This window comes from Paenibacillus dendritiformis (genome assembly GCF_945605565.1).
GTDB lineage: Bacteria > Bacillota > Bacilli > Paenibacillales > Paenibacillaceae > Paenibacillus_B > Paenibacillus_B dendritiformis_A.
Window position 1 is genome coordinate 1,398,963 of the sequence record NZ_OX216966.1, and the last position, 22,472, is coordinate 1,421,434.

The window sequence follows — 22,472 nt, forward strand, 5'->3', positions numbered from 1 at the left end:
ATAACACCTGGTAGCAGGTTATCCAGATGGATTCCCATAATATAAATGGCATAGGTTAAACAGTTCATAGGAGGAAATGAACGGATGACGACGGAAGTAAGATTGGCAACGAACGACGATGCGGAGGCGCTCTCCAGATTGAATCAAGCCTTTAACGGCGGGGAGCGGCGGCCCGTATCAGAGATTAGCGAGAGCATGAACAAGAGCGGCGAATTCATTGCGGTTGCGGCCATGAACGGGAAAGTCGTAGGTTTTGCCTGCGCACAACGTTATGAATCGTTTTGTTACCGGGAAGCGCAAGGGGAAATTACGGAAATGTATGTGGAACCTTCGGCCCGAAGACAGGGACTGGCCACCTCCATGATTTCATTACTCGAGGAAAAGCTGGCAGCCTGTGGGGTAAAGAATATAAAGATATTAACAGGCAGCGACAACGACGCCGCCATTAAAACATATGAACGCTGCGGCTATGTTAAGGATGATGAACTCCTCTTGCAAAAAGAATTGTAAGCGGGTTGATGGGGGGGACTGGAACATGACAGAGTGTACATTATTCAGGAATGATTTTGTCATTATAACAGGCGGCCCTGGCGCGGGGAAAACGACATTGTTAAAGGAAATGCAAAGACAAGGCTACCCGTATGTTCCAGAAGTCGCAAGAGAGATTATTCAAGCGGAGATGACTTCTAATGGCGATGCCTTGCCTTGGCGAAACGCAATCAAGTATCGCGATATCATGTTGGAGAAATCTATCGAAAGTTACCACGCTGCGCAGTCGAATGATCCTGGACGCCTATTGTTTTTTGACAGAGGCATCCCCGACACCTTGGCATATTCCTATTTGATCGATGCTCCGGCTTCGGAGGAACTGGAGTCTGCTGCTCGCAATTACAGGTATAACAAGCAAGTATTTATTTTGCCGCCCTGGGAAGAAATCTATCAAACCGACCGAGAAAGAGTGCAGGATTTTGAAGAGGCGCAGGCAACGTATGAAATCATGTATGAAACATATCAATGGCTTGAATATGAACTGATGGTCGTACCCAAATTGCCGGTTGAACAGAGGGCGGAGTTTGTTCTGAAGCATACTCGTTCAGGCTTGACTGGCGTCGACCCCAAGAACGGTAATCGTAAATAGACGAAATAAAGCCATTTCGAGGGGAAGGCTTCTCGATAATGGCTTTTTGTCAATGCTGGGGACGATGGCTGAATCATGTGACAGGGTAAGAAATTACGGAAACCGCACATACAGATTGCCAAGCGGAGTATCCCTATGCTGATAAACTTTGATATAGTCATCTTCATGGGCTACTTGATAGGCAGAATGGTTATCCCTGTGAAAGGGTACGACATATACAAACTGTTCTTTGGATATCGTTGCCTCCCGAGTCTGGTATGCAATCATGCTGAATGTTCCATAGAGGGGAACAGGTCCGCTGGAATCTCCTTGCCAACCGAACCCTTTTCCTCCAAAGAAAAGCATTGGTTCGATATTTCCTTGAAACGATGCGTAATCTTCTAAATAGGCAAGTCTGCCATAGGCTCCTAAAAAAGCATAGGGCAGGTGGTTCAACGTGTCAGGCAACGGGCGCGACCACTCAAAGGAACCAATCAGCCGCGCTTCTGTAGGATAGGTTTGCCCGCTGTTATCTTCGATGATCAGATATAATGAAAGCCGATACAGTTCGTTCATTTTCTCTTTAGACAACGAATGAAATCGCTCTTTATCGATGGGAATGAGTTGATTATGTTTTTCATCATATGAAAAATAAAACTGTTTCCCTGTCGCCCGGGTCGATTGGATATCTAAAGAAGCCCATTCCTTCCTCAAGAAGGGACTTGCCCCGTGAAAACTATGGTAAGAATCAAAGGGGGAGGTAAGCTGCTTCTCTTCGATCGCATACTGAAATTGATTTTGATAGGATAATATGAATTCATCCTTTGTGAGTTTGTCTTCATCATTTGTTGTATCCGCATTGCAGCTAGTAAGTGCTATGCATGCAAGCAGCAAAGCAACAATAGGCAGGCGTTGCATCATATCACCTCGATATCAGTTAAATGGATAATGTTCATCTTCCTCATCTGGCGTTGCCTCGTACCCCTTTATCTACATGTTAATATTCCTCCATTTTCAATAAATTCCTTTTTTTCTGCGTCTTTACGTTACTTTTCGTCACACCTGATCCGTACAACCGCCATCTCCATTCCGTGTACTGGTGGAAGCCGGGCGGGGTGAAGTAGTACGATGTTTCTATTGATAATGGTTCTCATTGTCGAACGATATAGATGAAGAAAAGGGGAATAGGAAAGATGCGGAATATAGCACGATTTGCGGTTCTACTTTGCGCCATGATGTGGGTGGTTGCCGGTTGCGGAAATAGCGCCTCGCAGGAGGGAACGGTTCAGGAGTCGGCGGTCCAAAAAACTACGCAGGAGTCGCAGCAGCCGGCAGCGGCGGATAGCGGTTCAGCCGCATCATTCCCGAGAACCGTGGCCCATTTGGCGGGCGAGACGGTGATTGAAGCCAAGCCGATGAAGATTGCGACGCCGTATATTTCGTTCGTCGATTATATGGCCGTGCTCGATGCGTATCCGGTGGCGGCGCAGGGCGTGGATACGATTGAACGGAACTTCCCGAATCTGAGCCAGCGGATTGCAGGCAAAGACATCATCGATCTCGGGATGGAGGCCGATCTGGAGAGGCTGCTGGCGGTGCAGCCGGATCTCATTATCGCGGCGGATGATATGAAGGATCAGTATGAGCGATTATCCCAGATCGCTCCTACGGTCATTTTCCCGCAAGCGGACGACTGGAGAACGACGCTGAAGCAAATCGCGGAAGTCATTGGCGAAGAGGAGAAGGCCGAGCAGGTGCTGGCGGACTTCGATCGCAAAAGCGCGGAATACAAGGAGAAGCTGGCGTTCCGAAGCGAGGAGTCGGTTCTGTTCACGATGTACAGCGGCAAGGAAATGTTCGTCATGTGGAATGACGGGCGGTTCGATCCTTTTTATAAGGGACTGGGCTTGAAGCCTGTAGAGGGGGCGACGGCTAACGGGCAGATCTCGCTGGAAAGCTTGGCTGCGCTCAACCCGGATCATTTGTTCGTCATTAATAACTGGCAAAATCCGATCCAGGGCGGCGTGAAGGAGGCAATGAAGGACAGCAAGGTATGGAGCAGCATGGATGCGGTGAAGAACAACCATGTCTATGAACTGGCCGATCCGTCCTTGCCTGGACCGATGGCGCTTGCGAAGATTGACGGCATTGAAGATATTATGAAGGCGTTGGGCAAGTAACTTCCAGCCAAATTTTTTGTTCCGGTGGCAAGAGAGAAAGGGGATGTTCCTCATGGCGGCGGCACCATTGCCTTTTTTGCTGCGGCTTGTCCGCAAGCAGCGCGTCAAATTGCTCGCATCCTGCATCTGTTCTGCAGCGAGCGCCGTATTCGCGCTCATTCCGTACGTGCTTGTGTTCCGAATTGCGGAACAATTGTTGGAGCCGCCCATCGATTGGGCGCCGGTGCGGCAGTTCATCCTGCTGGCCCTCGTCTCGATTCTGCTTCGGTTCGCGTTGATGGCGGCTTCGACGATGCTGGCGCATGCCGCGGCGTTCCACGTGCTGTATGACCTGCGCGTGCGCTTGATCGAGAAGCTAGGGAAGCTGCCGTTGGGCTTCTTCAGCGACCAGCATTCCGGGCGCGTCAAAAAAGTGGCAGCCGACGATGTCGAGCGGATCGAATCCTTCATCGCGCATCATCTGCCGGACTTGACCGCTTCGATCGTGGCTCCGCTGTTGACGGCGGCCTACTTGTTCAGCGTCGATTGGCGCCTGACGATTGCGGCGCTGCTTCCGATTCCGGCGGCTTATGCGGTGCAGGGAATCATGCTGCTGCGAGGGAAGCGCTCGACCGATATGAAGCGCATGCATGATCTGTCCGAAGCGATGAACGGGGCGATCGTGGAGTTCATTCATGCGATGCCGGTCATTAAATCGTTCAATCAGACGGTGCATTCGTTCGCCCGTTACCGCCATTCCGTGGAGAGCTATGCGGCCCTGTGGTCGCAGATCGCGCGCCAAAAGACGCCATTATATACGTTATTCCTCCTCCTGCTGGAGTCGGGCTTGCTGTTCATTATGCCGATGGGCGTCTGGATGTACGGACAGCAGTTGATCACACTTTCCGTATTGGTGCTGTTCTTGCTGCTTGGTGTCGGACTGACCGCTCCGCTGCGCCAGATTTCCACGCTCGGGCATATGATGCAGAACAATATGGAGGGCGTAAGACGCATCCAACAGCTTCTGGAGGAAAAGGAGCAGTCCGAGGCGCAGGCGTCGTCAGTGCCCATGCCCGAACGGTTCGATATCGCGTTCCGGCAGGTGCGCTTCGGCTATGAGGAACGCCAGGTGCTCAGAGGCATTGACTTGGTGGCCGAGCACGGGAAGGTGACGGCGCTCGTCGGGCCTTCCGGCGCGGGCAAGTCAACGGCCGCACAGTTAATCGCCCGCTTCTGCGAGGTGTCGGACGGCTCGATTCAGATCGGGGGCGTCGATATTCGCTCCATTCCGCAGGCGCAGTTGATGGACATGATCTCCTTCGTGTTCCAGGACGTCCCGGCGGTGAGCGATACGGTGGCCGCCAATCTGCGGATGGGCAAGGCCGATGCGGATGAGCGCGAGCTGATTCGCGCCGCGGAAGCCGCGCAGGCGCATGAATTTATCGCAGCGCTTCCGGACGGGTACGACACGGTGATCGGAGAAGGCGGCGTTCATTTGAGCGGCGGGGAGCGGCAGCGCATCGCGATTGCGCGCGCGATATTGAAGGATGCGCCCGTGCTCATTCTGGATGAAGCCTTCGCCTTCGCCGATGCGGAAAATGAAGCGAAAATCCAGGAAGCGCTAAGCCAGCTGCTTCAGGATCGAACGGTGATCGTCATCGCCCATCGCCTATCTTCGATTACGGACGCGGATCGCATCGTTGTGTTGGAGGACGGCGCCGTCGCCGGGCAGGGGACGCATGCCGAGCTGCTTCGGGACTGCCCGTTATACGCCGGATTGTGGAAGGCGCATCGGGAAGCGGAGGAGTGGTCATTGGATGGAGGACAGGAGGGAGCTTATGTTTGACACGATACGCATGATTACTGGGCGATCCGGGGCATTGTTCACGCGGGCAACCCTCTATACCATTATCGAAATGATCGCGAACGCCGCTCCGATGGGGCTGCTGTTCTTCATCCTGGCCTCGCTGTTCGAAGCAGCGCCGACAGTGGAGCAAATCGTCTGGTGGGCAGCGATTCTGCTCGTGCTGTTCGCGATCCAGGCGGTATTTGGCGGCCTGGGACAGATCGAGGCGCAGAGCAGGGGGGCCTCGATCATGAAGGAGGTGCGGCTGCGTCTCGGCGAGCATTTGCGGAAGCTGCCGATGGGCTTTTTTGCCCGCAACGATCAGGGGGATATCAGTCATACGCTCCTGGCGAACGTCGATGAAGCGGAAATGATCTTGACGCATTTGTTCAATCAGTTCATCGGGGCGGTAACGCTGCCGATCGTGAGCGCCTTGTTCCTGCTGGCCGTCGATTGGCGGTTGGCGCTGGCTGTGCTCGTATCCGTGCCGCTGGCTCTGCCGCTCCTGTTCTGGTCCCAGCGCGTGATGGCGAAGCGCAGCAAGCAGCGGCAAGGGGCGGCGGCAGCGGTCAATTCGCGCCTGCTCGAGTATGTGCAGACGATTCGCCTGCTGAAGGCGCATAACCAGACTGGTCAGCGGTTCGCGCGCTTGGACCGGGCGATGGCCCGCCTGCGGGACGACAGCATCCGCGTGGAAGCGTTGACGTCGCCGGTCGTGATGCTGTTCTCCATCGTGCTCGAATTGGGATTCATCCTGCTGCTGCTGATCGGCTGCTACTTGCTCGAAGGAGGGCGCGTCGATACGCCGATGCTGCTCATTTTCCTCGTCATCAGCACGAAGTTCTATCAGCCGCTGCGCGCGGCGGGCGCGTCATTGACGCAGATGAGATATATTGCCTCCGCAGGCGAGCGCATCCAGGGGATTTTCGCCGAGAAGCCGCTGCCCGAGCCGGAACAGCCGCAGCGTCCGGGCTCTTACGATATCAAGTTCGAACATGTGAGGTTCGGTCACGGGGAGAACGAGGTGCTGCGAGGAATTGATTTGCATATATCGGAATGCAGCCTCGTCGCGCTGGTGGGGCCTTCCGGAGCGGGCAAATCAACGATAGCCGGCTTAATCTCGCGGTATTGGGATGTCACCGAGGGGGCCGTCAAGATTGGCGGGATCGATGTCCGGGATATGCGCAGCGAGGAACTGCTGGCGTCCATCAGCACGGTGCAGCAGCAGCCCTATTTGTTCAACGAGACGATCGCCGACAATATTCGGATGGGCAAGCCAGCAGCTACGGACGAAGAAGTGATGGAAGCAGCGCAAGCGGCGCACTGCCATGAGTTTATTATGAAGCTGCCGTTCGGCTACGGTACGATCGCAGGCGAGGGCGGGGCCATGCTGTCGGGCGGCGAGAAGCAGCGGATCGCGATTGCCCGGGCGATGCTGAAGGATGCGCCCATCATTATTCTCGACGAAGCGACGGCCTCGCTCGATCCGGAGAATGAAATGCATCTGCAGCGTGCCATCAGCAAGCTGACGCAGCGCAAAACGGTGCTCGTCATCGCCCATCGCCTGAAGACGATCCGCGGGGCCGATTCGATCATCGTCGTGCAGCAGGGGCGGATCGCCGAGACGGGCACGCATGACGAGCTGCTGGCGCAAGGCGGCTTGTATCAGCGGTTGTGGCAGGAGCAGCAGAAAATCGGAGGCTGGAAGATCGGCGGCGGCCATCGGACGGCCTGAATCGAAGCGACGGGGGAGGGCCTGCCGCGGGAGGAAATCGAATTCTTCTCACCAGGCAAGGCCCCTTGTTCGTCGCCGATACAAAACCGCAGCAATGGGACCATCCGCTATCCCGGCATGGTCTGCTACCGCGTTCCCTTGCGGATGGCATCCACCTGTCTGTTCACCCGCTTGCGCAATAGATTCAGCAGCATCTTTTTGATAGGACTCTTCGTATTGTTGTACGCGGAAAAGAACTCATCCGGATGGTCGTAATACCCCAAATCTTCGGTAATGGAAAAGCTCTGAATATAGGTGCTGTCCCCGCGCCAGCAGAGGTTGATCTGCTCCCTGTTCTGGACGGCTACCCCGTATCCGATAAACCCTCCATCCGAGCTGCACAGCCTATCCTTGACCTGACCCAGATACGGATCGTCGATGATGACCCCCTCAAGAGCCAGCCACTTGTTATCGTAATATACTTCAGTCCAGGCATGAACGATCTTTTGCGGCGCAAAAAAGTAAACCAAGCCGGTTAACGCGCCTTTTTGCATGCGCTTATCGATATAGAACCCGTGAATGCGGCAGGGAATGCCGACTTTGCGCAGGAGGGCCATGAGAAGAATGCTTTTTGTATTGCATTGCCCGCAGCCGTCCCGCAGCACTTCGGAAGCGGGAATATCGTCGCTCCGGTTGTAGCCGAATGGGATCTCATTGCGAACAAAATCATAGATTGCCCGAATTTTGTCGTAGTCGGAGAGTTGATCCCATTGGCGTTCTTCCACCAGCTTGCGAATAGATGGATGGTTGTAATCAACGAGGCTCGTCGCCTGCAAATATGGAATGCGCTCCATGATCATCACCCTTTCTAGCTTGACTATAAGGGAGATGGAGCGAATTGACTTTCATATATCTGCTATTCTGCACGATGGCGCGCGGAGGCATGCCGAGCTTGTCCCGCACCGTGCGGGTAAAATGAGAAGAACTGCTGAATCCCGCCTCCAGGGCCGCTTCTGTCATCGTATGGCCGCTAAAAATATAGTGAAATGCCGTCTCCATTTTTTGAAGAAGAATGTAGCTGGATAAGGAAATGCCGACCTCTTCCTTAAAGAGATGAGACAGGCGGCTTTCCGATAAATAAACGCGTTCACTGAGCCGCTTGACGGTCAAGCGATGCAGGGGGGACCGCTCGATGCAGCTTAGCACGTCCACAATCCGATCATCCAGCGCATGATCAATTCCGGAAGCTTGCAGCCCCAGCGCTTCCCTGGTCCGGCCGAACGCCTTCATATAGGCTTCGGGACAAGCCGCCGTAAGCAAGGATTCCGTGGCGATATGCCGCAATTGATTCACCGAGTGCGCATCGAGAACATAAGCGTTCTTCCTGGGCAAAAAGGCCCGCTTCAGCATTTCGCCGAACAGCGATTCCGGATTGACTAACAAATACCATTGCCATTCTTCGCCGCCATACAGCTTATGACTTGTATTCGATGGAAGAATCACCCCGGAGGCGCGCAAGGGTTGATTGGCGATCGTGATATCAAAATCATGTTCAAGCCCAATGGTTACTTGAATATAGTGGTGGATATGATCATTGGCATCCACCTTTTTGGTCAAGAAAGAAATATGATCCTCGCATGAGAACAGGATTAAGTCGTATGGAGTCCGTATCATGGGAATGTCATGCCTCCCGCTCTATATCATTGGCCCGCTGGCCGTTCTCCCTCTCATCGTATGCCACGGTATCCCGAAATGGCAAGCGGCATCAAAGAGGAAGACGCGCTGCAAGTGGCGCATGATGAAGGGCTATCTAGCCGGAACGGGGCGATTCCAATATAAAACATAGTTAATGGATAGGAATTATACGAAAAAAATATTGTATCCCCCCAGGAAGCGTGATATCATCGGAACAATCATTGGTCTCATAAGATCGCAGCGAATGATATTTTACTTTCAGGGGGTTGTGCACGATGAAGAGAAGAACGTTAACATTCCTGTTGTTTGCCCTTGCAGCAATGATGCTGGCGGCTTGCGGAAGTCAGAGCGAGGGCGCGAAGCCAGAGCCCGGACAAGGGGCGTCCGCATCGGCGGAAGCGGGCGGCTTGCTGGAAGAGATCAAGGCGAGCGGGAAGCTGCGCATCGGCACCGAGGGGACGTATCCGCCATTCACGTTCCATGACGACAGCGGCAAGCTGACCGGGTTCGACGTCGAGATTGCCGAGGAGGTCGCGAAGCGGTTAGGGGTGACGCCGGAATTCACCGAAGCGAAGTGGGACGGAATGTTCGCCGGGCTGGACGCGAAGCGGTTCGACATCGTCGTGAACCAGGTGGCCATCAACGATGATCGCAAGCAGAAGTATGACTTTTCCGATCCGTACAGCGTGTCGAAGGCCGTGCTGATCGTGCATGAAGATAATCAGGATGTGAAGGCTTTTGCGGATATTCAAGGCAAAAAAGCGGGCCAATCGCTTACTTCCAACTTGACGGAGCTGGCAAAAGAGAACGGCGCGGACATCGTGCAGACCGATGGCTTCAACCAGGCGATCGAATTGCTTGTATCGAAGCGCATAGATGTCACGGTGAATGACGGATTGTCCTTCCTCGATTTCAAAAAGCACCGTCCCGACGCCAAGGTGAAGGTCGTGGCGGAGCATGCAAATGCGTCCCGCAGCGGCATCCTGCTGCGCAAAGACAATCCGGAGCTGGTCGACGCGGTGAATAAGGCCTTGGCGGACATGAAGGCCGACGGCACGTATTTGACCATTTCCCAAAAATATTTTAATGCCGACATTTCGAAATAACCGGGTGATTGCTCATGGATAAAAATATACAGATCTTTATCGATTCGCTATGGCCCTTGCTCAAATCGGGGCTGTTGTTCGCGATTCCGCTTACGCTGATCTCGTTCGTGCTTGGTCTGGCGCTCGCTTTATTGACGGCGTTGGCCCGCTTGTCGAATATCCGGCCGCTCGTGTGGGCAGCCCGCTTCTATGTCTGGATCATTCGGGGGACGCCGCTGCTCGTGCAATTATTTATTATTTTCTACGGTCTACCCAGCGTCGGCATTACAATCGGCGCCTTCCCGGCCGCGGTTATCGGATTCTTGCTGAGCGTCGGCGCCTACAACTCGGAAGTGCTGCGGGCCGCCATTCAGTCGATTCCGCAGGGACAATGGGAAGCGGCGGAATCGCTCAGCATGACGCGCAGCCAGATTTTGCGCCGGATTATTCTGCCGCAAGCGGCCAGGGTGTCGGTGCCGCCTCTGTCGAATTCGTTCATCAGCCTGGTGAAGGATACATCGCTGGCCGCGACGATTACGGTAACGGAGATGTTCCAGCGCGCGCAGCAGATCGCGGCGGCCACCTACGAGCATATGCTCATCTATTGCGAAGTGGCGCTTCTGTATTTATTGTTCAGCACGATTTTGTCCGCCCTGCAGGCGAAGACGGAAAAATATTTTGAACGCTACGCCGTTCGATAGGAGCAGGAACATGATAGACATAAGAGACGTGCGCAGACATATCGGAGATGTGCCGATCTTGAAAGGGATCAGTCTGCATGTGAATAAAGGGGAGACGGTCGTTATCATCGGCCCTTCGGGCTCCGGCAAGTCGACGCTGCTTCGCTGCTTGAATTTGCTGGAGCAGCCGACGAGTGGCTCGGTTCGCATTGGCGATGCCGAGCTCCATTTCCGGGAGGGGGCAGGGCTGGAGCGGGCAGCGCTGATGAGGCTGCGCCTGCATACCGGGATGGTGTTCCAGGCGCATCATTTGTTCCCGCATATGACTGCGCTGCACAATGTGATGGAAGGTCCGGTTACGGTACGGCGGCGGGCGCAAGCGGAAGCGCGCGCTATCGCGCTCAAGCTGCTGGAGAAGGTCGGGTTGGCCGACAAGGCAGAGGCGTACCCGTACCAGCTGTCGGGCGGGCAGCAGCAGCGTGTCGGCATCGCGAGGGCCTTGGCGTTAGAACCGGATGTGATGCTGTTCGATGAGCCCACGTCGGCGCTCGATCCCGAGATCGCGGGCGAAGTGCTGGACGTGATGGCCGAACTGAAGCAGGAAGGGATGACGATGGTCATCGTCACCCATGAGATGCAGTTCGCGCGCAGCATGGCCGACCGGGTTCTTTTCCTGGATCAAGGGGTTGTCATCGAGGAAGGCCCGTCGGATCAACTGTTCGACCGGCCAGCCCAGGAGCGGACGCGGCAATTTCTCCGTCGTCTCCATTGGATGAAGGATGTCCCGGCCGCAGCTTCCCAGGCGATATGATGGGCGAGCGGCTACGACTCCAAATAGTCCAATATATCCTCTCGCGTCAACTCGCGGCGCATCCAGCGCAGACGCTCGTTCACTTCCTGCCATGCGCCAGCCTGCGCCGCCTCCAGCGTATTGTTTACTTTATCCCAGCGGAACGGCCGGATGATGTTATACAGCACATTAATGACGTTCCGTTCCGCCTGGGACAGCGGATACTGCTGGGCGTATCCCTCGTAAAAATGCTTGAAGCGCCGCTCCATATCGGCGCATGTCTCCCGATCAAGCCCCTCTTCCCGATAGCATTCGAAGCAGAGGAAGATTCCCTCCTGCATCATATAGCTGACGAACTTGTCCTGGCCGGCCAGATTGTAATCGATAATGCCCGCCAGCTTCCGATCCTCATCGATCAGCAGGTTATTCAGCGACAAGTCCCCCTGCACTCCGCCGGCCGGCAGCCCAGGGAAGGCCGCTTCCAGCTCCTTGCGCTTCCGGTTGTAGACATCCCATATTTCTTCAATAAGAGCATAATCGGCTTCCGAATACTTGAGCGTTTCATACCATTGCTTGGCGTCGCTGTAGTTCTCCTCCTCCGGATCAAGCAGGACGTAGGGACTGTTCCAGTCATACTCAATCCGTTCCTGGAGCGCCTTAGTGTGCATATTCCCCATACAGCTTCCCAATTGTCTCAGAAAGCCGGCGCTCATATCTTCCATGTCCAGATCCCGATCATCCATGGTCGGATACGGCATATATTCTTCCGCCCACACTTGGAACGGAAGGCCTTCCACGCTTATGGCCACGCTATAGCTGCCGTTGTCCGCGGGATAGAAGCGCGGCGTACGTATGCCGCCTTGCCGGTACGCCTGCGCCAACCTTGCCCAGCCGTCAATCTTGTCGCCGTTGGTATACGAATCGCTATAGCATTTCAAGACAAGAGGGCCATGCTTCGCGGTCTGGACGATGACAATATACCGGTATTCGTCCTCGTAGCTATTGTCGATGAGGTTATAGGACAGGATCGAATCCTTGACATAGGATTGCAAAATAGGTTCAATATGCTGCTTCGTTATCATTTAGGCGTAGTCACGCTCCATTTTATCAGTTGTGCGGCTCATTGTTGACGGGTGGCCCGTCTTCTTCCTGATCGTATGCCACCGTATCCCGGAAGGCAAGCGCAAAATGAGCCGGAAGTCCGCCCCATTTCAAGCCAGGGATCGGGATGTTTTGGTCTCGTTCTGTAAAATACGTGCTTTATCTCATAAAAACTGAAAGAGCACTAATTTTTTCTATTATTTTACTACCCGATGTCAAGGGGTTAGTGGTACAATGTGAGGAAAATATATCCTTCACACAAAATTCAAATTTGAGAGAGGGGAATTACGTGGTAAAAAAGAAGTGGTTTTCATTCATGCTGCTTGTGGTGCTTATGGGAACGCTGGTCTCAGCGTGCAGTGGTTCACCTTCATCGACGAATCCACCCAAGGAAGAACCAACACCGTCCGACACAGCCAAGACGGAACCGGCAAATGAAAATACGGCGCAAACGCCAAAGGATGGCGGAACGCTCACGCTGAGCACCTTCTCGGACATCGTGACGGCCAACCCGTTATTTGCGACCGACACTGCTTCAGGAGATGCCGTCAACTTGATGTTTGCCAGACTGTACGATCTCGATCGGCAAGCCAACATTGTGGTAGAACCTTGGTCCCTAGCCGCCGAGCTTCCCCAGATTAGCGAAGACTCGAAGACCTATACGATCAAGTTGAAGCCCGAAGCGAAATGGAGCGACGGCCAGCCGGTTACGGCGGATGATCTGATCTACACGATTAATACGATGCGCAACCCGGATACCGCTTCCCCAGCCATCAGTCAATTCGAACATGTCGACACCATCACCAAAATCGATACCCACACCGTAGAAATCAAGCTCGGGCAAATCTTTGCTCCCTTCCTTTACTCTCTAAAAATGGAACTCGTGCCCCAACATATTTTGAAGGATGTTCCGGTCAAGGAACTGAAGCAGCATATTTTTGGCTCCGACCCTGCCAAGACCGTAACGAACGGCCCATGGAAATGGACGGAATGGAAGCAGAAGCAGTATTTGAGCTTCGAAGCCGACCCGAATTATTGGGGGGCCAAGAAGCCGCATATCGCTAAAGTCATCTACAAAATTTATGCGGACCAAAATACCGAAGTGCAAGCGCTCATCAAAGGCGATATCGACTCCATCTCTGCGATTCCGGTCACGCAGCTCGATGCGGTGCAGAAACGGGAAAATCTCCGCGTCATACTTGCCCCGGGGCCAATGTATGAATACCTTGGCTTCAATTTCAACGGCATGAACTTCCCGAACAATGAGAGCTTCTTCACCGGCCAGAAGACGAGACAGGCGATCGCTCATGCGCTCAACCGCCAAGGCATGGTTGACAACATCCTGAAGGGCACCGGCCAATTGATGAATTCGCCGTTCCTGCCAGGCTCCTGGGCAGACCCGGGAGAAGCTGCGGTCGTCTATAACTACGATCTGGAGCAAGCGAAGAAGCTGTTGGCGGAAGACGGATGGACAGCGGGCGACGATGGCATTTTGACCAAGAACGGGCAGCGCTTCTCCTTCGAGCTTCAATACAATACGGGGAACAGCCGCCGCGAGCAAGTCGCCGCCGTCATCCAACAGAACTTGAAGGACATCGGGATTGAAGTGCAGCCAAGAGGAATCGACTTCTCCGCATGGCAAGAACAGAACGTGATTCCAGGGAAATATCAGGCCGTATTGGCGGCATGGTCCTTGACCGATCCGGACCCGAACTCGGAAAGCATTTTCTCATCGAAATTCTTCCCGCCGAATCAAAATGGGGGCTGGTACAAGAACGAGAAGCTGGATGAACTGTGGGTAAAGGGGTATTCCGTTGTCGATCAGAACGAACGGAAAAAAGTATACGAAGAGATCGGCAAAGAAATCACCACGGATCTTCCTTATGTATTCTTGTACCAGTACGGCACGCCGCAAGGCTTGGGCCCTAAGGTCAAATTTGCGGAAGAAGACAGACCGGAGCCTTCGCTTGCCTACGGTTATATGTTCCGCATCATCAACTGGTGGGTAGAGTAACGCAACCAACGCATCAGAACATGCTTCAAGAGGGGAGGGGGGCTTGCCCTTTCCCCTTTATGAGGTTGCTCGTTTTTCGGCACGCACTTTATGGTCTAGGAGGATGATTGATGACGGAGTTTCTGATCCGCCGGATACTGCAATCCCTTTTGGTGCTGTTTCTCGTTTCCATCGTTACCTTTGGGCTTATCCATTCGGCGCCGGGCGGCCCGACGCAAATTTTTCTGTCGCCGGGATTGTCTCAGGAGGCCGGCAAGATTCAAGCGCAGAATCTTGGGCTCGATAAGCCGATCCATATCCAATACATGAAGTGGATTGGCGGCTTGCTGCAGGGCGACATGGGCCATACGTTCAAGAACAATTTGCCGGTAGGCGAGATCCTGTGGCCCACGGTGAAAAATACGGTCATTCTGATGAGCGCGGCCTGGCTGTTCGCGATGCTGATCGCGATACCGTGGGGCATTTATAACAGCACCTCCGAATATGGGCTATCGGATCAGACCGCATCCCTGATCTCGTATATCGGGTTCGCCATGCCCACCTTTTGGTTCGGGATTATTTTGCAGGAATTATTCGCGTTGAAATTGGATCTGCTGCCCTTATCCGATATGTATACGATGGGGAAGGAAGGGGATCTCGGAGATCTCTTCCTCCATCTTGTGTTGCCGGTATCGGTGCTCACGCTTGGCTTCCTTGCTTCTTATGTAAAATATTCGCGCTCCAGCATGCTGGAAGTTCTGGAGCAAGACTTCATCCGGACGGCGAGAGCCAAGGGAATGAAGGAGAGAAGAGTGATTTTCCGCCATGCGCTGCGCAATGCCATGATACCGATTATTACGATCCTTGGGCTGGATCTGCCGATCCTTGTCGGAGGAGCCGCGATTACCGAAAGCGTATTCAATTGGCCGGGGATGGGACGGTTGTTCGTCGAGATGGCCTTGGCCCGGGAATACTCGGTGTTGATGGCTATCACCTTAATTACGGCGGTCATTGTCGTGTTGGGGAACTTGATAGCCGACATCCTGTATGCTGTTGTTGATCCGCGCGTGCAGTTGGGACGTAAAGGGGGGGCGTCAGCATGAGTGGGATCAATCTGCAGGGGCTTCAGCCGGAGCAAGGGCCGGATGCCGAACTCAAGCCCCATCTGCCGGCACCAGATGCGAACGATAAGCCTGTCGGCTTGTGGATAATGGCCTGGAAGAAGTTCATGAGCAACCCGTTTGCGGTGGGCGGATTACTTGTTCTCTGTTTTTTTATCGTTATCGCGCTCTTCGCCCGCCTTATCGCTCCATACGATCCGGCCGCGATCGATTTACTGAATGCGAACTTGCCGGCGGGAAGCCCTGGCCATCTGTTCGGAACTGATGAATTGGGACGAGATATTCTGTCCCGGCTCGTATACAGCAGTCAAGTATCGATGTTGGTCGGCTTCTTGGTCGCTTTGATCTCGGTCGTTATCGGAAGCACGATCGGCGCGATCTCCGGCTATTTCGGCGGCTGGGTCGACACGTTCTTCATGCGCCTGGTCGATGTGATGAATTCCGTGCCGACCTTGTTTTTGAATATCTTGGTTCTGTCCATATTCGGCTCCAAGTTCAGCTATATGATTATCATCCTTGGGGCTACCAGTTGGATGAGTTTGGCCCGTCTCGTCAGGGGGAACTTCCTCCAATTGAGAGAGATGCAGTATGTGGAAGCCGCGAAGGCGATTGGCGTATCCAGTTGGGGCATTATCGGCAGGCATTTGCTGCGGAATTCAACGGCTCCGATCATCGTTAACGCAACCTTGATGGTAGGCGGCGCCATCTTGGCCGAATCGGCGCTGTCCTACCTTGGATTGGGCGTTCAGGCTCCGGCTACAAGCTGGGGACTGATGCTCAGCAACGCCCAGCAGTTCATGCTGGTCGATCCGCTGCAAGCGCTTTATCCGGGATTGTGCATCTTTATTGTCGTGTTGGCGGTGAACTTTATCGGAGACGGTATCCGGGATGCGTTCGACCCGCGCAAGAAAGTGAAAATTCCACGGAGGAGGCTGCGGAAATGGCAGGAAAACTTCTTGAAGTCCAAAATCTGACGGCAGGCTTTGTAACGGAGCAAGGCATTGCCAAAGCGACCGACCGGATTTCACTTAGCGTGGAAAAAGGCAAGACCCTCTGTATTGTAGGCGAATCCGGCAGCGGCAAGAGCGTGGCGTCACTTTCCATTATGCGGTTGATTGATTATGCAGGGGGCGCTCTCTTTGAAGGCAGCATCAGCTTCACTGGCGAAGAACTGACATCGAAGGCCCAGAAAGAGATGATCCGAATTCGCGGCAATCGGATCGCGATGATCTTCCAAGATCCGATGTCGGCGCTGAACCCTGTATTCACGATCGGGGATCAGATCGCCGAGAGCTTGCAGCTTCATCAGGAGATAAGCCGGGGCGAGGCATGGAAGCAAGCGGTCGCTATGCTTCGCATGGTCGGCATCCCCGATCCCGAGATCCGGGCCAAGCAATATCCGCATGAGATGTCAGGCGGCATGCGGCAGCGGGTCGTGATCGCCATGGCTCTCGTGTGCAAGCCCGAGCTGCTCATTGCCGATGAGCCGACAACCGCATTGGATGTCACCGTCCAGGCCCAGATCCTAGATCTGCTGCGGCGATTGCAGGGCGAGCTGGGCATGGCTATCGTGCTGATTACGCATGATATGGGCGTCGCTGCGGAGATGGCGGATCGTGTCGCTGTCATGTATGCCGGCAAGATCGTCGAGGAAGGCAGTGTAGAGGAAATCTTCGATCATCCTTCCCATCCGTATACGATCGGGCTGTTGCGGTCGATTCCGGGCTTGGAGGGGGCGAGAGGCGGGGAATTATATACGATTCCGGGGACGATTCCGAGCATTCATCAGCTGCCTGCGGGCTGCCGCTTCCACCCGAGGTGCGCGAAGGCGGAGGAGAAGTGCCGGCATAGCGAGCCTTCCCTAAGCGAATTTCGGCCAGAGCATCAAGTGGCTTGCTGGATATATGAATCCGGAAGGACGGCAGGCACAGATGACAGAAAGTCTGAGGTGAACCGCGCATGACACGAGAACCGCTTATCGATATTCGCCACCTGAAAAAGTATTTCCCGATCAAGACCGGGCTGTTCAATCGGGTCGCCGGCCACGTGAAGGCGGTAGATGATGTTACGTTCCACATTTACAAGGGGGAAACGTTCGGACTCGTTGGCGAATCGGGCTGCGGCAAATCGACCTTGGGCCGCGCGATTCTCCAACTGCAGAAGCCGAGCGGAGGCGAGGTGTATTTTGACGGGAAGCCGGTGCAGCAGATGACATCGCAGCAGCTGCGGCGGATGCGGCAGGAGATGCAGATTATCTTTCAAGATCCGTTCGGCTCCTTGAACCCCCGCTTTCATATCCGGGATATTATCGGAGAGCCGCTGCGTGTTCATCAGAAGGCATCCACCAAGGAGATCGACAGACGTGTCGTTGAATTGATGGAACTGGTCGGCCTCGATGCCTCCAGACGCAACCGGTATCCGCATGAATTCTCCGGCGGACAGCGCCAGCGGATCGGCATCGCCAGAGCGATCGCGCTCCATCCGCGATTCATCGTAGCGGATGAAGCCGTCTCGGCGCTGGATGTGTCGGTTCAGTCGCAGGTGCTGAACTTGTTAATGAAGCTGCAGCAGGAGCTGGGCCTGACGTTCCTCTTTATCGCGCATGGCCTCAATGTGGTGCGCCACATCTCCGATCGCATCGGCGTCATGTATCTGGGCAAATTGGTCGAGGTGGCCCGTACGGAAGAGCTGTTCGCCAATCCGATGCACCCGTATACGGCAGCGCTTCTCTCCGCCATCCCCAGGCCGACGCCGCACCGGAAGGCAGAGCGAATCGTGCTGCAGGGCGATGTGCCGTCGCCGGCCAATCCGCCATCCGGCTGCCGCTTCCACCCGCGCTGTCCTTATGCGCAGGCCAAGTGCCGGGACATCTCGCCTGAGCTTCAGGAGGTTACGCCCGGCCGGCAAGTCGCCTGTCATTTCCCGCTGGATATTGCGCAGTCGGCGGTGATGGTATAGGGGAGCACGGGTATCATCAAGGCCGAAGCGGTTTTGCCAACAATGCTTCTTTTTTGCCGCAAGCGAATCTCTATTTCCTTGCGGCGGGAGAGAGGCATTATTTCTTTCGCGCCCCAGGCAGCGCTCTCCATATGAACAGGGCGGCGAGACACCAGATCAGCAGCGTGACGGCGCCGGATTCTCCGGCAATATACGTCCAGCCGCTCTGCTTGTGATAGAACAGGACCTCGAGCCAGTAGCGGCTGTGGTTGATGACGGTATGAATCAGGACGGCGGGCCATATACTGCCGCTTGCGCAGCGAACCCATCCCATGACGATCGACAGCGGAAAAATCATGGCCGTGAACAGCGCGATCGTGATGAGCGGCATGCCGTCGTCATTATACCCGTTCAAGTAGAACGGATAATGGAATACGGCCCAGACGGCGGCCGTGATCAGAATCGCTTTTCTCACGCCCAGCGCTTCGGTCAGCTTCGGCTGCAAATAGCCGCGCCAGCCGATCTCCTCGCTGAAGGCGAACAACAGCGTCATCAAAATAAACAGGTTCGGCTTGAACAGGTTCAGGGTCACGAGCTGAATATAGGCCGCTACCGTCATTCCGCCCCCTAGCTCCTGCGCCGCCGGCAAAGCAACATAGCCGAGCGCCCAGGCGGCGGCGAAGCCCGCGGCCACAGGCAGGCCGGCGAGCAGGGCCACGATGTACCAGCGCGGCTTCCCGAGTCTCGTTATGCCTGTTCCTCGCAGCGTGTCCTTCCGCCCGGGCCGGAGCAGAAGCAGGAGCAGCACGGCAATCAGCGGCGTCGCTTGACTGATGCCGATCAGCTCCATCCTGCCGCTCAGATTGGCGGCAAGTGTCAAGCCGAGCACGAGAGCGATGTATAGTCCGGCTTCTTTTTTCCATGGTGAACGATCCGTTGCTGTTGAACTTGAGATCAAAATCATCCTTCCCTTCCTCGCTAGTCGCGCTCAGTGTACACCGCAATTCTCAAGAATGTATAAAGAAGCGCGGATTTGCCCGATGGAAGAAGGTTGGATTACACTGAATAGCGGAGATCATGGGGCGGAGGAGATGGAAGGATGACGATGTCGAGTGTGACCATTTTGCTCGTCGATGACGAAGAGGAGATGACCGTGTTCGTGCAGGATGCCCTGGAGGATGCGGGCTATACGGTGATGACGGCTTACAGCGCAGAGCAGGCGGATCGGATAATCCGCAGGCAGACGCCGGACTTGATTGTGCTGGACGTCATGATGCCGGGAACGGACGGGTTTCAATTTTGCAAGCAGGTGCGGGATGCGGTAGCGTGTCCGATCGTCTTCGTCAGCGCCAGGGTGAGCGAGGCGGATCGGATCTACGGCTTGGCGGCAGGAGGCGATGATTATCTCGTGAAGCCGTTCAGCTTGCGGGAGCTGATGGCGCGCATTGAAGCGCATCTTCGCCGGGAACGCCGCAGTTCGCAGCGCAAGGACCACGGCTTGCTGAGGTACGGCCCTTTTACCGTCAATATCGGGGGGCATGAGCTGACCTGCCATGGGAAGGCGCTGGCGCTCACGAGCCGAGAGTTCGCTATCGTGGAGCTGCTTGCGATGCATCCGGGCCAAGTCTTTGCACGAGAGCATATTTATGAGCAGGTATGGGGACTGGATGCGGTCGGCGATGATGCGACGGTGACCGAGCATGTGAAAAATATCCGCGCCAAAATGGCAGCGGCCGCACCCGGCTCCCGCTGGATCGAAACGGTATGGGGCATCGGGTACAAGTGGAAGGATAGCCAATGAAGATCTATCCGTTCAAGCGCCAGTTTATCGTTTATTTTTGTTGCGTTATCGGGTTCAGCCTGCTTGTGTCGGCGATGGTATGGGGCGGGTTCCTGTGGATGCTGAACCAGGGGAAGCTGGACTGGCTTCGGCCCGCCAATCATTATGAGAAAAAAGTCCCGTCGATTCAGAGGATGGTGGAGGAGGAAGGGGAGCGTCTGCTGCAAAAGCAGGGAGCAACGGCCATGGAACGGCTTATCGATGAGAACGGCATGTCCTATGCCGTCGTGGATCGCCATGGCCATTACCTCTATGGCACGCTGACCAATCCGCAGATTGACGGGCGCCGGGAGTTGATTCGGCTGCTTAACTCCACCAGCACGCAGAAGCTCGGGCAGGTGCACACGGTCATGCCGATTATCGACAAGACAGGAGGAGTCGAGGGCGCCGTTATTGTCGCGTATATCTTGAAGGCGGGCGTCTCGCCGCATGCGAAAAATTCATTTGCGGCCGTTATCATCCTTATGGTGCTGGTCATGCCCTTCATCATTGTTATTCTGTTCACCTGGCTGTTCGGGAGAAGATTCGGGCGCAAGCTGAACCAGCCGATTCAAGCGCTGATTGAGGGAACGAGGAGGGTGCAGAGGCGCGATCTGGACTTCAGCTTCTCGTATGAAGGCACCTCCGAGATCGCGCAGCTCATGAAGGCCTTCGACGAGATGCGGCGGGAGCTCTCCTTGTCCCTGCAGCGCGAATGGAGGCTCGAGCAGGAGCGGCGGGACATGGTGGCGGCGCTGGCGCATGATCTGCGCACGCCGCTCGCGATCGTGCAGGGGCATGTCGAAGGATTGCTGGAAGGTGGGATGAAGAACCCGGATCGGTTGGAGCGCTACTTGCGGACCATCGATAAAAATACGAAGCGCGCGGCTCGTCTCGTGCAAGACATGAATAGGGTAGCCGAGATGGAAGTGCCTCAATTCCGGCTGAATTTCCAAGAGGTGAATGTGAAAGTTTTCGTAGAAGAGAAGGCTTCCGATATTGAGCGATTATGCGAGGAACGGAACATTGAATTTCGCTGCAGCCTGGCCGGGAAAGCAGAGCATCAGGGCGCAATGCTGGATGCGGATAAATTATCGGAGCTGCTGGACAATGTGGTGTCCAACAGCTTGCGCTATACGCCCCCGGGCGGGGCGATCGTCTGGACAACGGAATGCGCGCAAGACGATGTCACCCTGACGGTAACGGACACCGGCCCCGGATTCCCGCCCGATATGATGAAGGCGGTGTTCGACAAGTTCGTGCAGGGGGATCCGTCGCGCTCGCGCAATAAGGGCCATGCAGGACTCGGCCTGTACATGGCGAAGTTGATTGTGGAGAAGCATGGGGGCCATATCGATGCCTCCAACCGGCCGGAAGGAGGCGCTTGCGTGACGGTAACGCTGCCTCGGTCGGGATAGGAGGAGCATGTACTTTGCTCGCGAACAGGCGATACGGCATTTTTTTCGGAAAGGATGAAGGTGTATGACGATGTGCGGTACCGCAGTTCGATTGGTGGAACTGCATCAGGAGGATATTCCCGGCCTGATCGCTCTATCCGATTCCGTCGGATGGGACTATGACGAGCCCGAGCTCGTGACGATCCTGTCGGCCGGGCGGGTGTTCGGCCACAAGACGGAGCAGGGAAGCCTCGTCTCCAGCTCGGCTGTGCTGCCTTATGGGGACAAGCTGGCTTCCATTGGCATGGTCATTGTTCATCCGGCGTATCAGGGGCAAGGTCTGGGCAAAGCAGCGGTTCAGGCTTGTACGGGCGCGGTTAGCGAACAAACCGCCGTCATGCTGATTGCAACGAAGGAAGGCGAGCCGCTCTATGCGAAGCTGGGGTTCGGTGCCGTGACATGCGTGCATAAAATGGTGGCCGAGCGTTATTCAGAGGAGCTCCCTGTCCATGAAGCGGAACAATACGAGATCGAGCCATTCGATGGGACGTGCCTGGACCAAGTTCATAGGCTTGATCGAATGGCGGTAGGCGCAGAGCGGCAGACTTTTCTCCATTCGCGAATCCGGCAAGCGAGGCAATGCGTGGTGCTGCGGGATAAAGCGAAGCAGATTGCAGGATATGGCCTAGCCGTGGCCGGACCGGTCCACTTGGTTCTCGGTCCCATTATTGCGCCGAATCCCGAAGCTGCGGCCTGTCTCATCCATCATCTGGCGGCCGGGCATGACGGCAGGCTTCGCATCGATGTGCCGAACGAGCAGCGCGCTCTTCTTCCTTACTTGCGGCAATGCGGCTTCGAACGGGCCACCCGGCCTCCTGTCATGTTCCTCCGTGGGCGGAATGTGCCAGAGCGGAACGGCACCTTGTATGGCATCGCTGCCCAAATTTTCGGGTGAGCCGGAATGGAGGAGATATGCGCTTCGCCGCATTATCCGCAAAATAAGGACACGTCACCTGCT

The 22,472-nt window shown here is 55.2% G+C and carries 21 protein-coding genes; 16 read left to right on the forward strand and 5 right to left on the reverse strand.

Annotation, left to right across the window (positions count from 1 at the left end; genetic code table 11):
- Nucleotides 1-84: 84 nt before the first annotated feature.
- Both NNL35_RS06145 and NNL35_RS06150 read left to right on the forward strand, forming a co-directional pair.
- Nucleotides 85-510 (forward strand): GNAT family N-acetyltransferase, encoded by a 426-nt coding sequence (locus NNL35_RS06145; protein WP_006675110.1) that lies wholly within the window; start codon nucleotides 85-87, stop codon nucleotides 508-510.
- Between the two features lie 25 nt (nucleotides 511-535).
- Nucleotides 536-1,138 (forward strand): AAA family ATPase, encoded by a 603-nt coding sequence (locus NNL35_RS06150; RefSeq protein ID WP_006675109.1) that lies wholly within the window; start codon nucleotides 536-538, stop codon nucleotides 1,136-1,138.
- 93 nt (nucleotides 1,139-1,231) lie between these two features.
- On the opposite strand, the gene NNL35_RS06155 is transcribed toward NNL35_RS06150, so the two are convergent.
- Nucleotides 1,232-2,038: a hypothetical protein gene (locus NNL35_RS06155; RefSeq protein WP_006675108.1), complete on the reverse strand. Its 807-nt coding sequence runs from the start codon at nucleotides 2,036-2,038 to the stop codon at nucleotides 1,232-1,234.
- A 320-nt stretch (nucleotides 2,039-2,358) separates the two neighbouring features.
- Between NNL35_RS06155 and NNL35_RS06160 the strand changes: the two genes are divergently transcribed.
- Genes NNL35_RS06160 through NNL35_RS06170 form a run of 3 tightly spaced genes read left to right on the forward strand, consistent with a single transcriptional unit; the run spans nucleotide 2,359 to nucleotide 6,857 of the window.
- Entirely contained in the window at nucleotides 2,359-3,297 is a 939-nt protein-coding gene (locus NNL35_RS06160) for an ABC transporter substrate-binding protein (protein WP_006675107.1), read from the forward strand.
- 52 nt (nucleotides 3,298-3,349) lie between these two features.
- On the forward strand, nucleotides 3,350-5,122 hold the full coding sequence (locus NNL35_RS06165; RefSeq protein ID WP_100226237.1) for an ABC transporter ATP-binding protein: 1,773 nt from the start codon (nucleotides 3,350-3,352) through the stop codon (nucleotides 5,120-5,122).
- Nucleotides 5,115-6,857 carry an ABC transporter ATP-binding protein gene (locus tag NNL35_RS06170; RefSeq protein WP_006675105.1) on the forward strand — a complete coding sequence of 581 codons (1,743 nt, stop codon included), beginning with the start codon at nucleotides 5,115-5,117 and terminating at the stop codon, nucleotides 6,855-6,857. Before NNL35_RS06165 ends, NNL35_RS06170 begins: the two co-directional genes overlap by 8 nt.
- Nucleotides 6,858-6,982: 125 nt before the next feature.
- Here the strand turns inward: NNL35_RS06170 and NNL35_RS06175 are convergent, their stop codons facing one another.
- Together NNL35_RS06175 and NNL35_RS06180 are read right to left on the reverse strand one after the other, a co-directional pair.
- Complete coding sequence (locus NNL35_RS06175; protein ID WP_006675104.1) at nucleotides 6,983-7,690, reverse strand: transglutaminase-like domain-containing protein; 708 nt, start codon at nucleotides 7,688-7,690, stop codon at nucleotides 6,983-6,985.
- A complete protein-coding gene (locus NNL35_RS06180) occupies nucleotides 7,650-8,510 on the reverse strand; it encodes a helix-turn-helix domain-containing protein (RefSeq protein WP_006675103.1) in 861 nt (286 codons plus the stop codon). The genes NNL35_RS06175 and NNL35_RS06180 overlap by 41 nt, the downstream gene beginning before the upstream one ends.
- Before the next feature lie 296 nt (nucleotides 8,511-8,806).
- Between NNL35_RS06180 and NNL35_RS06185 the strand changes: the two genes are divergently transcribed.
- From NNL35_RS06185 to NNL35_RS06195, 3 genes are read left to right on the forward strand one after another with little or no spacing between them, the layout of a single operon-like run.
- A complete protein-coding gene (locus NNL35_RS06185; protein WP_006675102.1) occupies nucleotides 8,807-9,637 on the forward strand; it encodes an amino acid ABC transporter substrate-binding protein in 831 nt (276 codons plus the stop codon).
- A gap of 14 nt (nucleotides 9,638-9,651) precedes the next feature.
- A complete protein-coding gene (locus NNL35_RS06190; protein WP_006675101.1) occupies nucleotides 9,652-10,317 on the forward strand; it encodes an amino acid ABC transporter permease in 666 nt (221 codons plus the stop codon).
- 10 nt (nucleotides 10,318-10,327) lie between these two features.
- On the forward strand, nucleotides 10,328-11,107 hold the full coding sequence (locus NNL35_RS06195) for an amino acid ABC transporter ATP-binding protein (protein WP_006675100.1): 780 nt from the start codon (nucleotides 10,328-10,330) through the stop codon (nucleotides 11,105-11,107).
- 11 nt (nucleotides 11,108-11,118) lie between these two features.
- On the opposite strand, the gene NNL35_RS06200 is transcribed toward NNL35_RS06195, so the two are convergent.
- Nucleotides 11,119-12,168 carry a phosphotransferase enzyme family protein gene (locus NNL35_RS06200; protein WP_006675099.1) on the reverse strand — a complete coding sequence of 350 codons (1,050 nt, stop codon included), beginning with the start codon at nucleotides 12,166-12,168 and terminating at the stop codon, nucleotides 11,119-11,121.
- A gap of 335 nt (nucleotides 12,169-12,503) precedes the next feature.
- Here NNL35_RS06200 and NNL35_RS06205 point away from each other — a divergent pair, with 335 nt between their 5' ends.
- From NNL35_RS06205 to NNL35_RS06225, 5 genes are all read left to right on the forward strand, one after another.
- A complete protein-coding gene (locus tag NNL35_RS06205) occupies nucleotides 12,504-14,201 on the forward strand; it encodes an ABC transporter substrate-binding protein (RefSeq protein WP_006675098.1) in 1,698 nt (565 codons plus the stop codon).
- 110 nt (nucleotides 14,202-14,311) lie between these two features.
- On the forward strand, nucleotides 14,312-15,283 hold the full coding sequence (locus NNL35_RS06210; RefSeq protein WP_006675097.1) for an ABC transporter permease: 972 nt from the start codon (nucleotides 14,312-14,314) through the stop codon (nucleotides 15,281-15,283).
- Nucleotides 15,280-16,275 carry an ABC transporter permease gene (locus NNL35_RS06215; protein ID WP_006675096.1) on the forward strand — a complete coding sequence of 332 codons (996 nt, stop codon included), beginning with the start codon at nucleotides 15,280-15,282 and terminating at the stop codon, nucleotides 16,273-16,275. Before NNL35_RS06210 ends, NNL35_RS06215 begins: the two co-directional genes overlap by 4 nt.
- Nucleotides 16,242-17,264, forward strand: a complete 1,023-nt coding sequence (locus NNL35_RS06220) for an ABC transporter ATP-binding protein (RefSeq protein ID WP_006675095.1) — start codon at nucleotides 16,242-16,244, stop codon at nucleotides 17,262-17,264. The genes NNL35_RS06215 and NNL35_RS06220 overlap by 34 nt, the downstream gene beginning before the upstream one ends.
- Nucleotides 17,261-18,259: an ABC transporter ATP-binding protein gene (locus NNL35_RS06225; protein WP_006675094.1), complete on the forward strand. Its 999-nt coding sequence runs from the start codon at nucleotides 17,261-17,263 to the stop codon at nucleotides 18,257-18,259. Before NNL35_RS06220 ends, NNL35_RS06225 begins: the two co-directional genes overlap by 4 nt.
- Before the next feature lie 97 nt (nucleotides 18,260-18,356).
- Here NNL35_RS06225 and NNL35_RS06230 read toward each other — a convergent pair whose 3' ends face one another.
- Complete coding sequence (locus NNL35_RS06230; RefSeq protein ID WP_006675093.1) at nucleotides 18,357-19,202, reverse strand: CPBP family intramembrane glutamic endopeptidase; 846 nt, start codon at nucleotides 19,200-19,202, stop codon at nucleotides 18,357-18,359.
- Between the two features lie 135 nt (nucleotides 19,203-19,337).
- On the opposite strand from NNL35_RS06230, the gene NNL35_RS06235 reads away from it, so the two are divergent.
- From NNL35_RS06235 to NNL35_RS06245, 3 genes are all read left to right on the forward strand, one after another.
- A complete protein-coding gene (locus NNL35_RS06235; protein WP_006675092.1) occupies nucleotides 19,338-20,039 on the forward strand; it encodes a response regulator transcription factor in 702 nt (233 codons plus the stop codon).
- The gene (locus tag NNL35_RS06240) at nucleotides 20,036-21,475 is read left to right on the forward strand and encodes a sensor histidine kinase (protein WP_006675091.1); all 1,440 of its coding nucleotides are present in this window, start codon (nucleotides 20,036-20,038) and stop codon (nucleotides 21,473-21,475) included. The genes NNL35_RS06235 and NNL35_RS06240 overlap by 4 nt, the downstream gene beginning before the upstream one ends.
- Nucleotides 21,476-21,539: 64 nt before the next feature.
- Nucleotides 21,540-22,409 carry a GNAT family N-acetyltransferase gene (locus NNL35_RS06245; protein ID WP_006675090.1) on the forward strand — a complete coding sequence of 290 codons (870 nt, stop codon included), beginning with the start codon at nucleotides 21,540-21,542 and terminating at the stop codon, nucleotides 22,407-22,409.
- Nucleotides 22,410-22,472 lie beyond the last annotated feature (63 nt).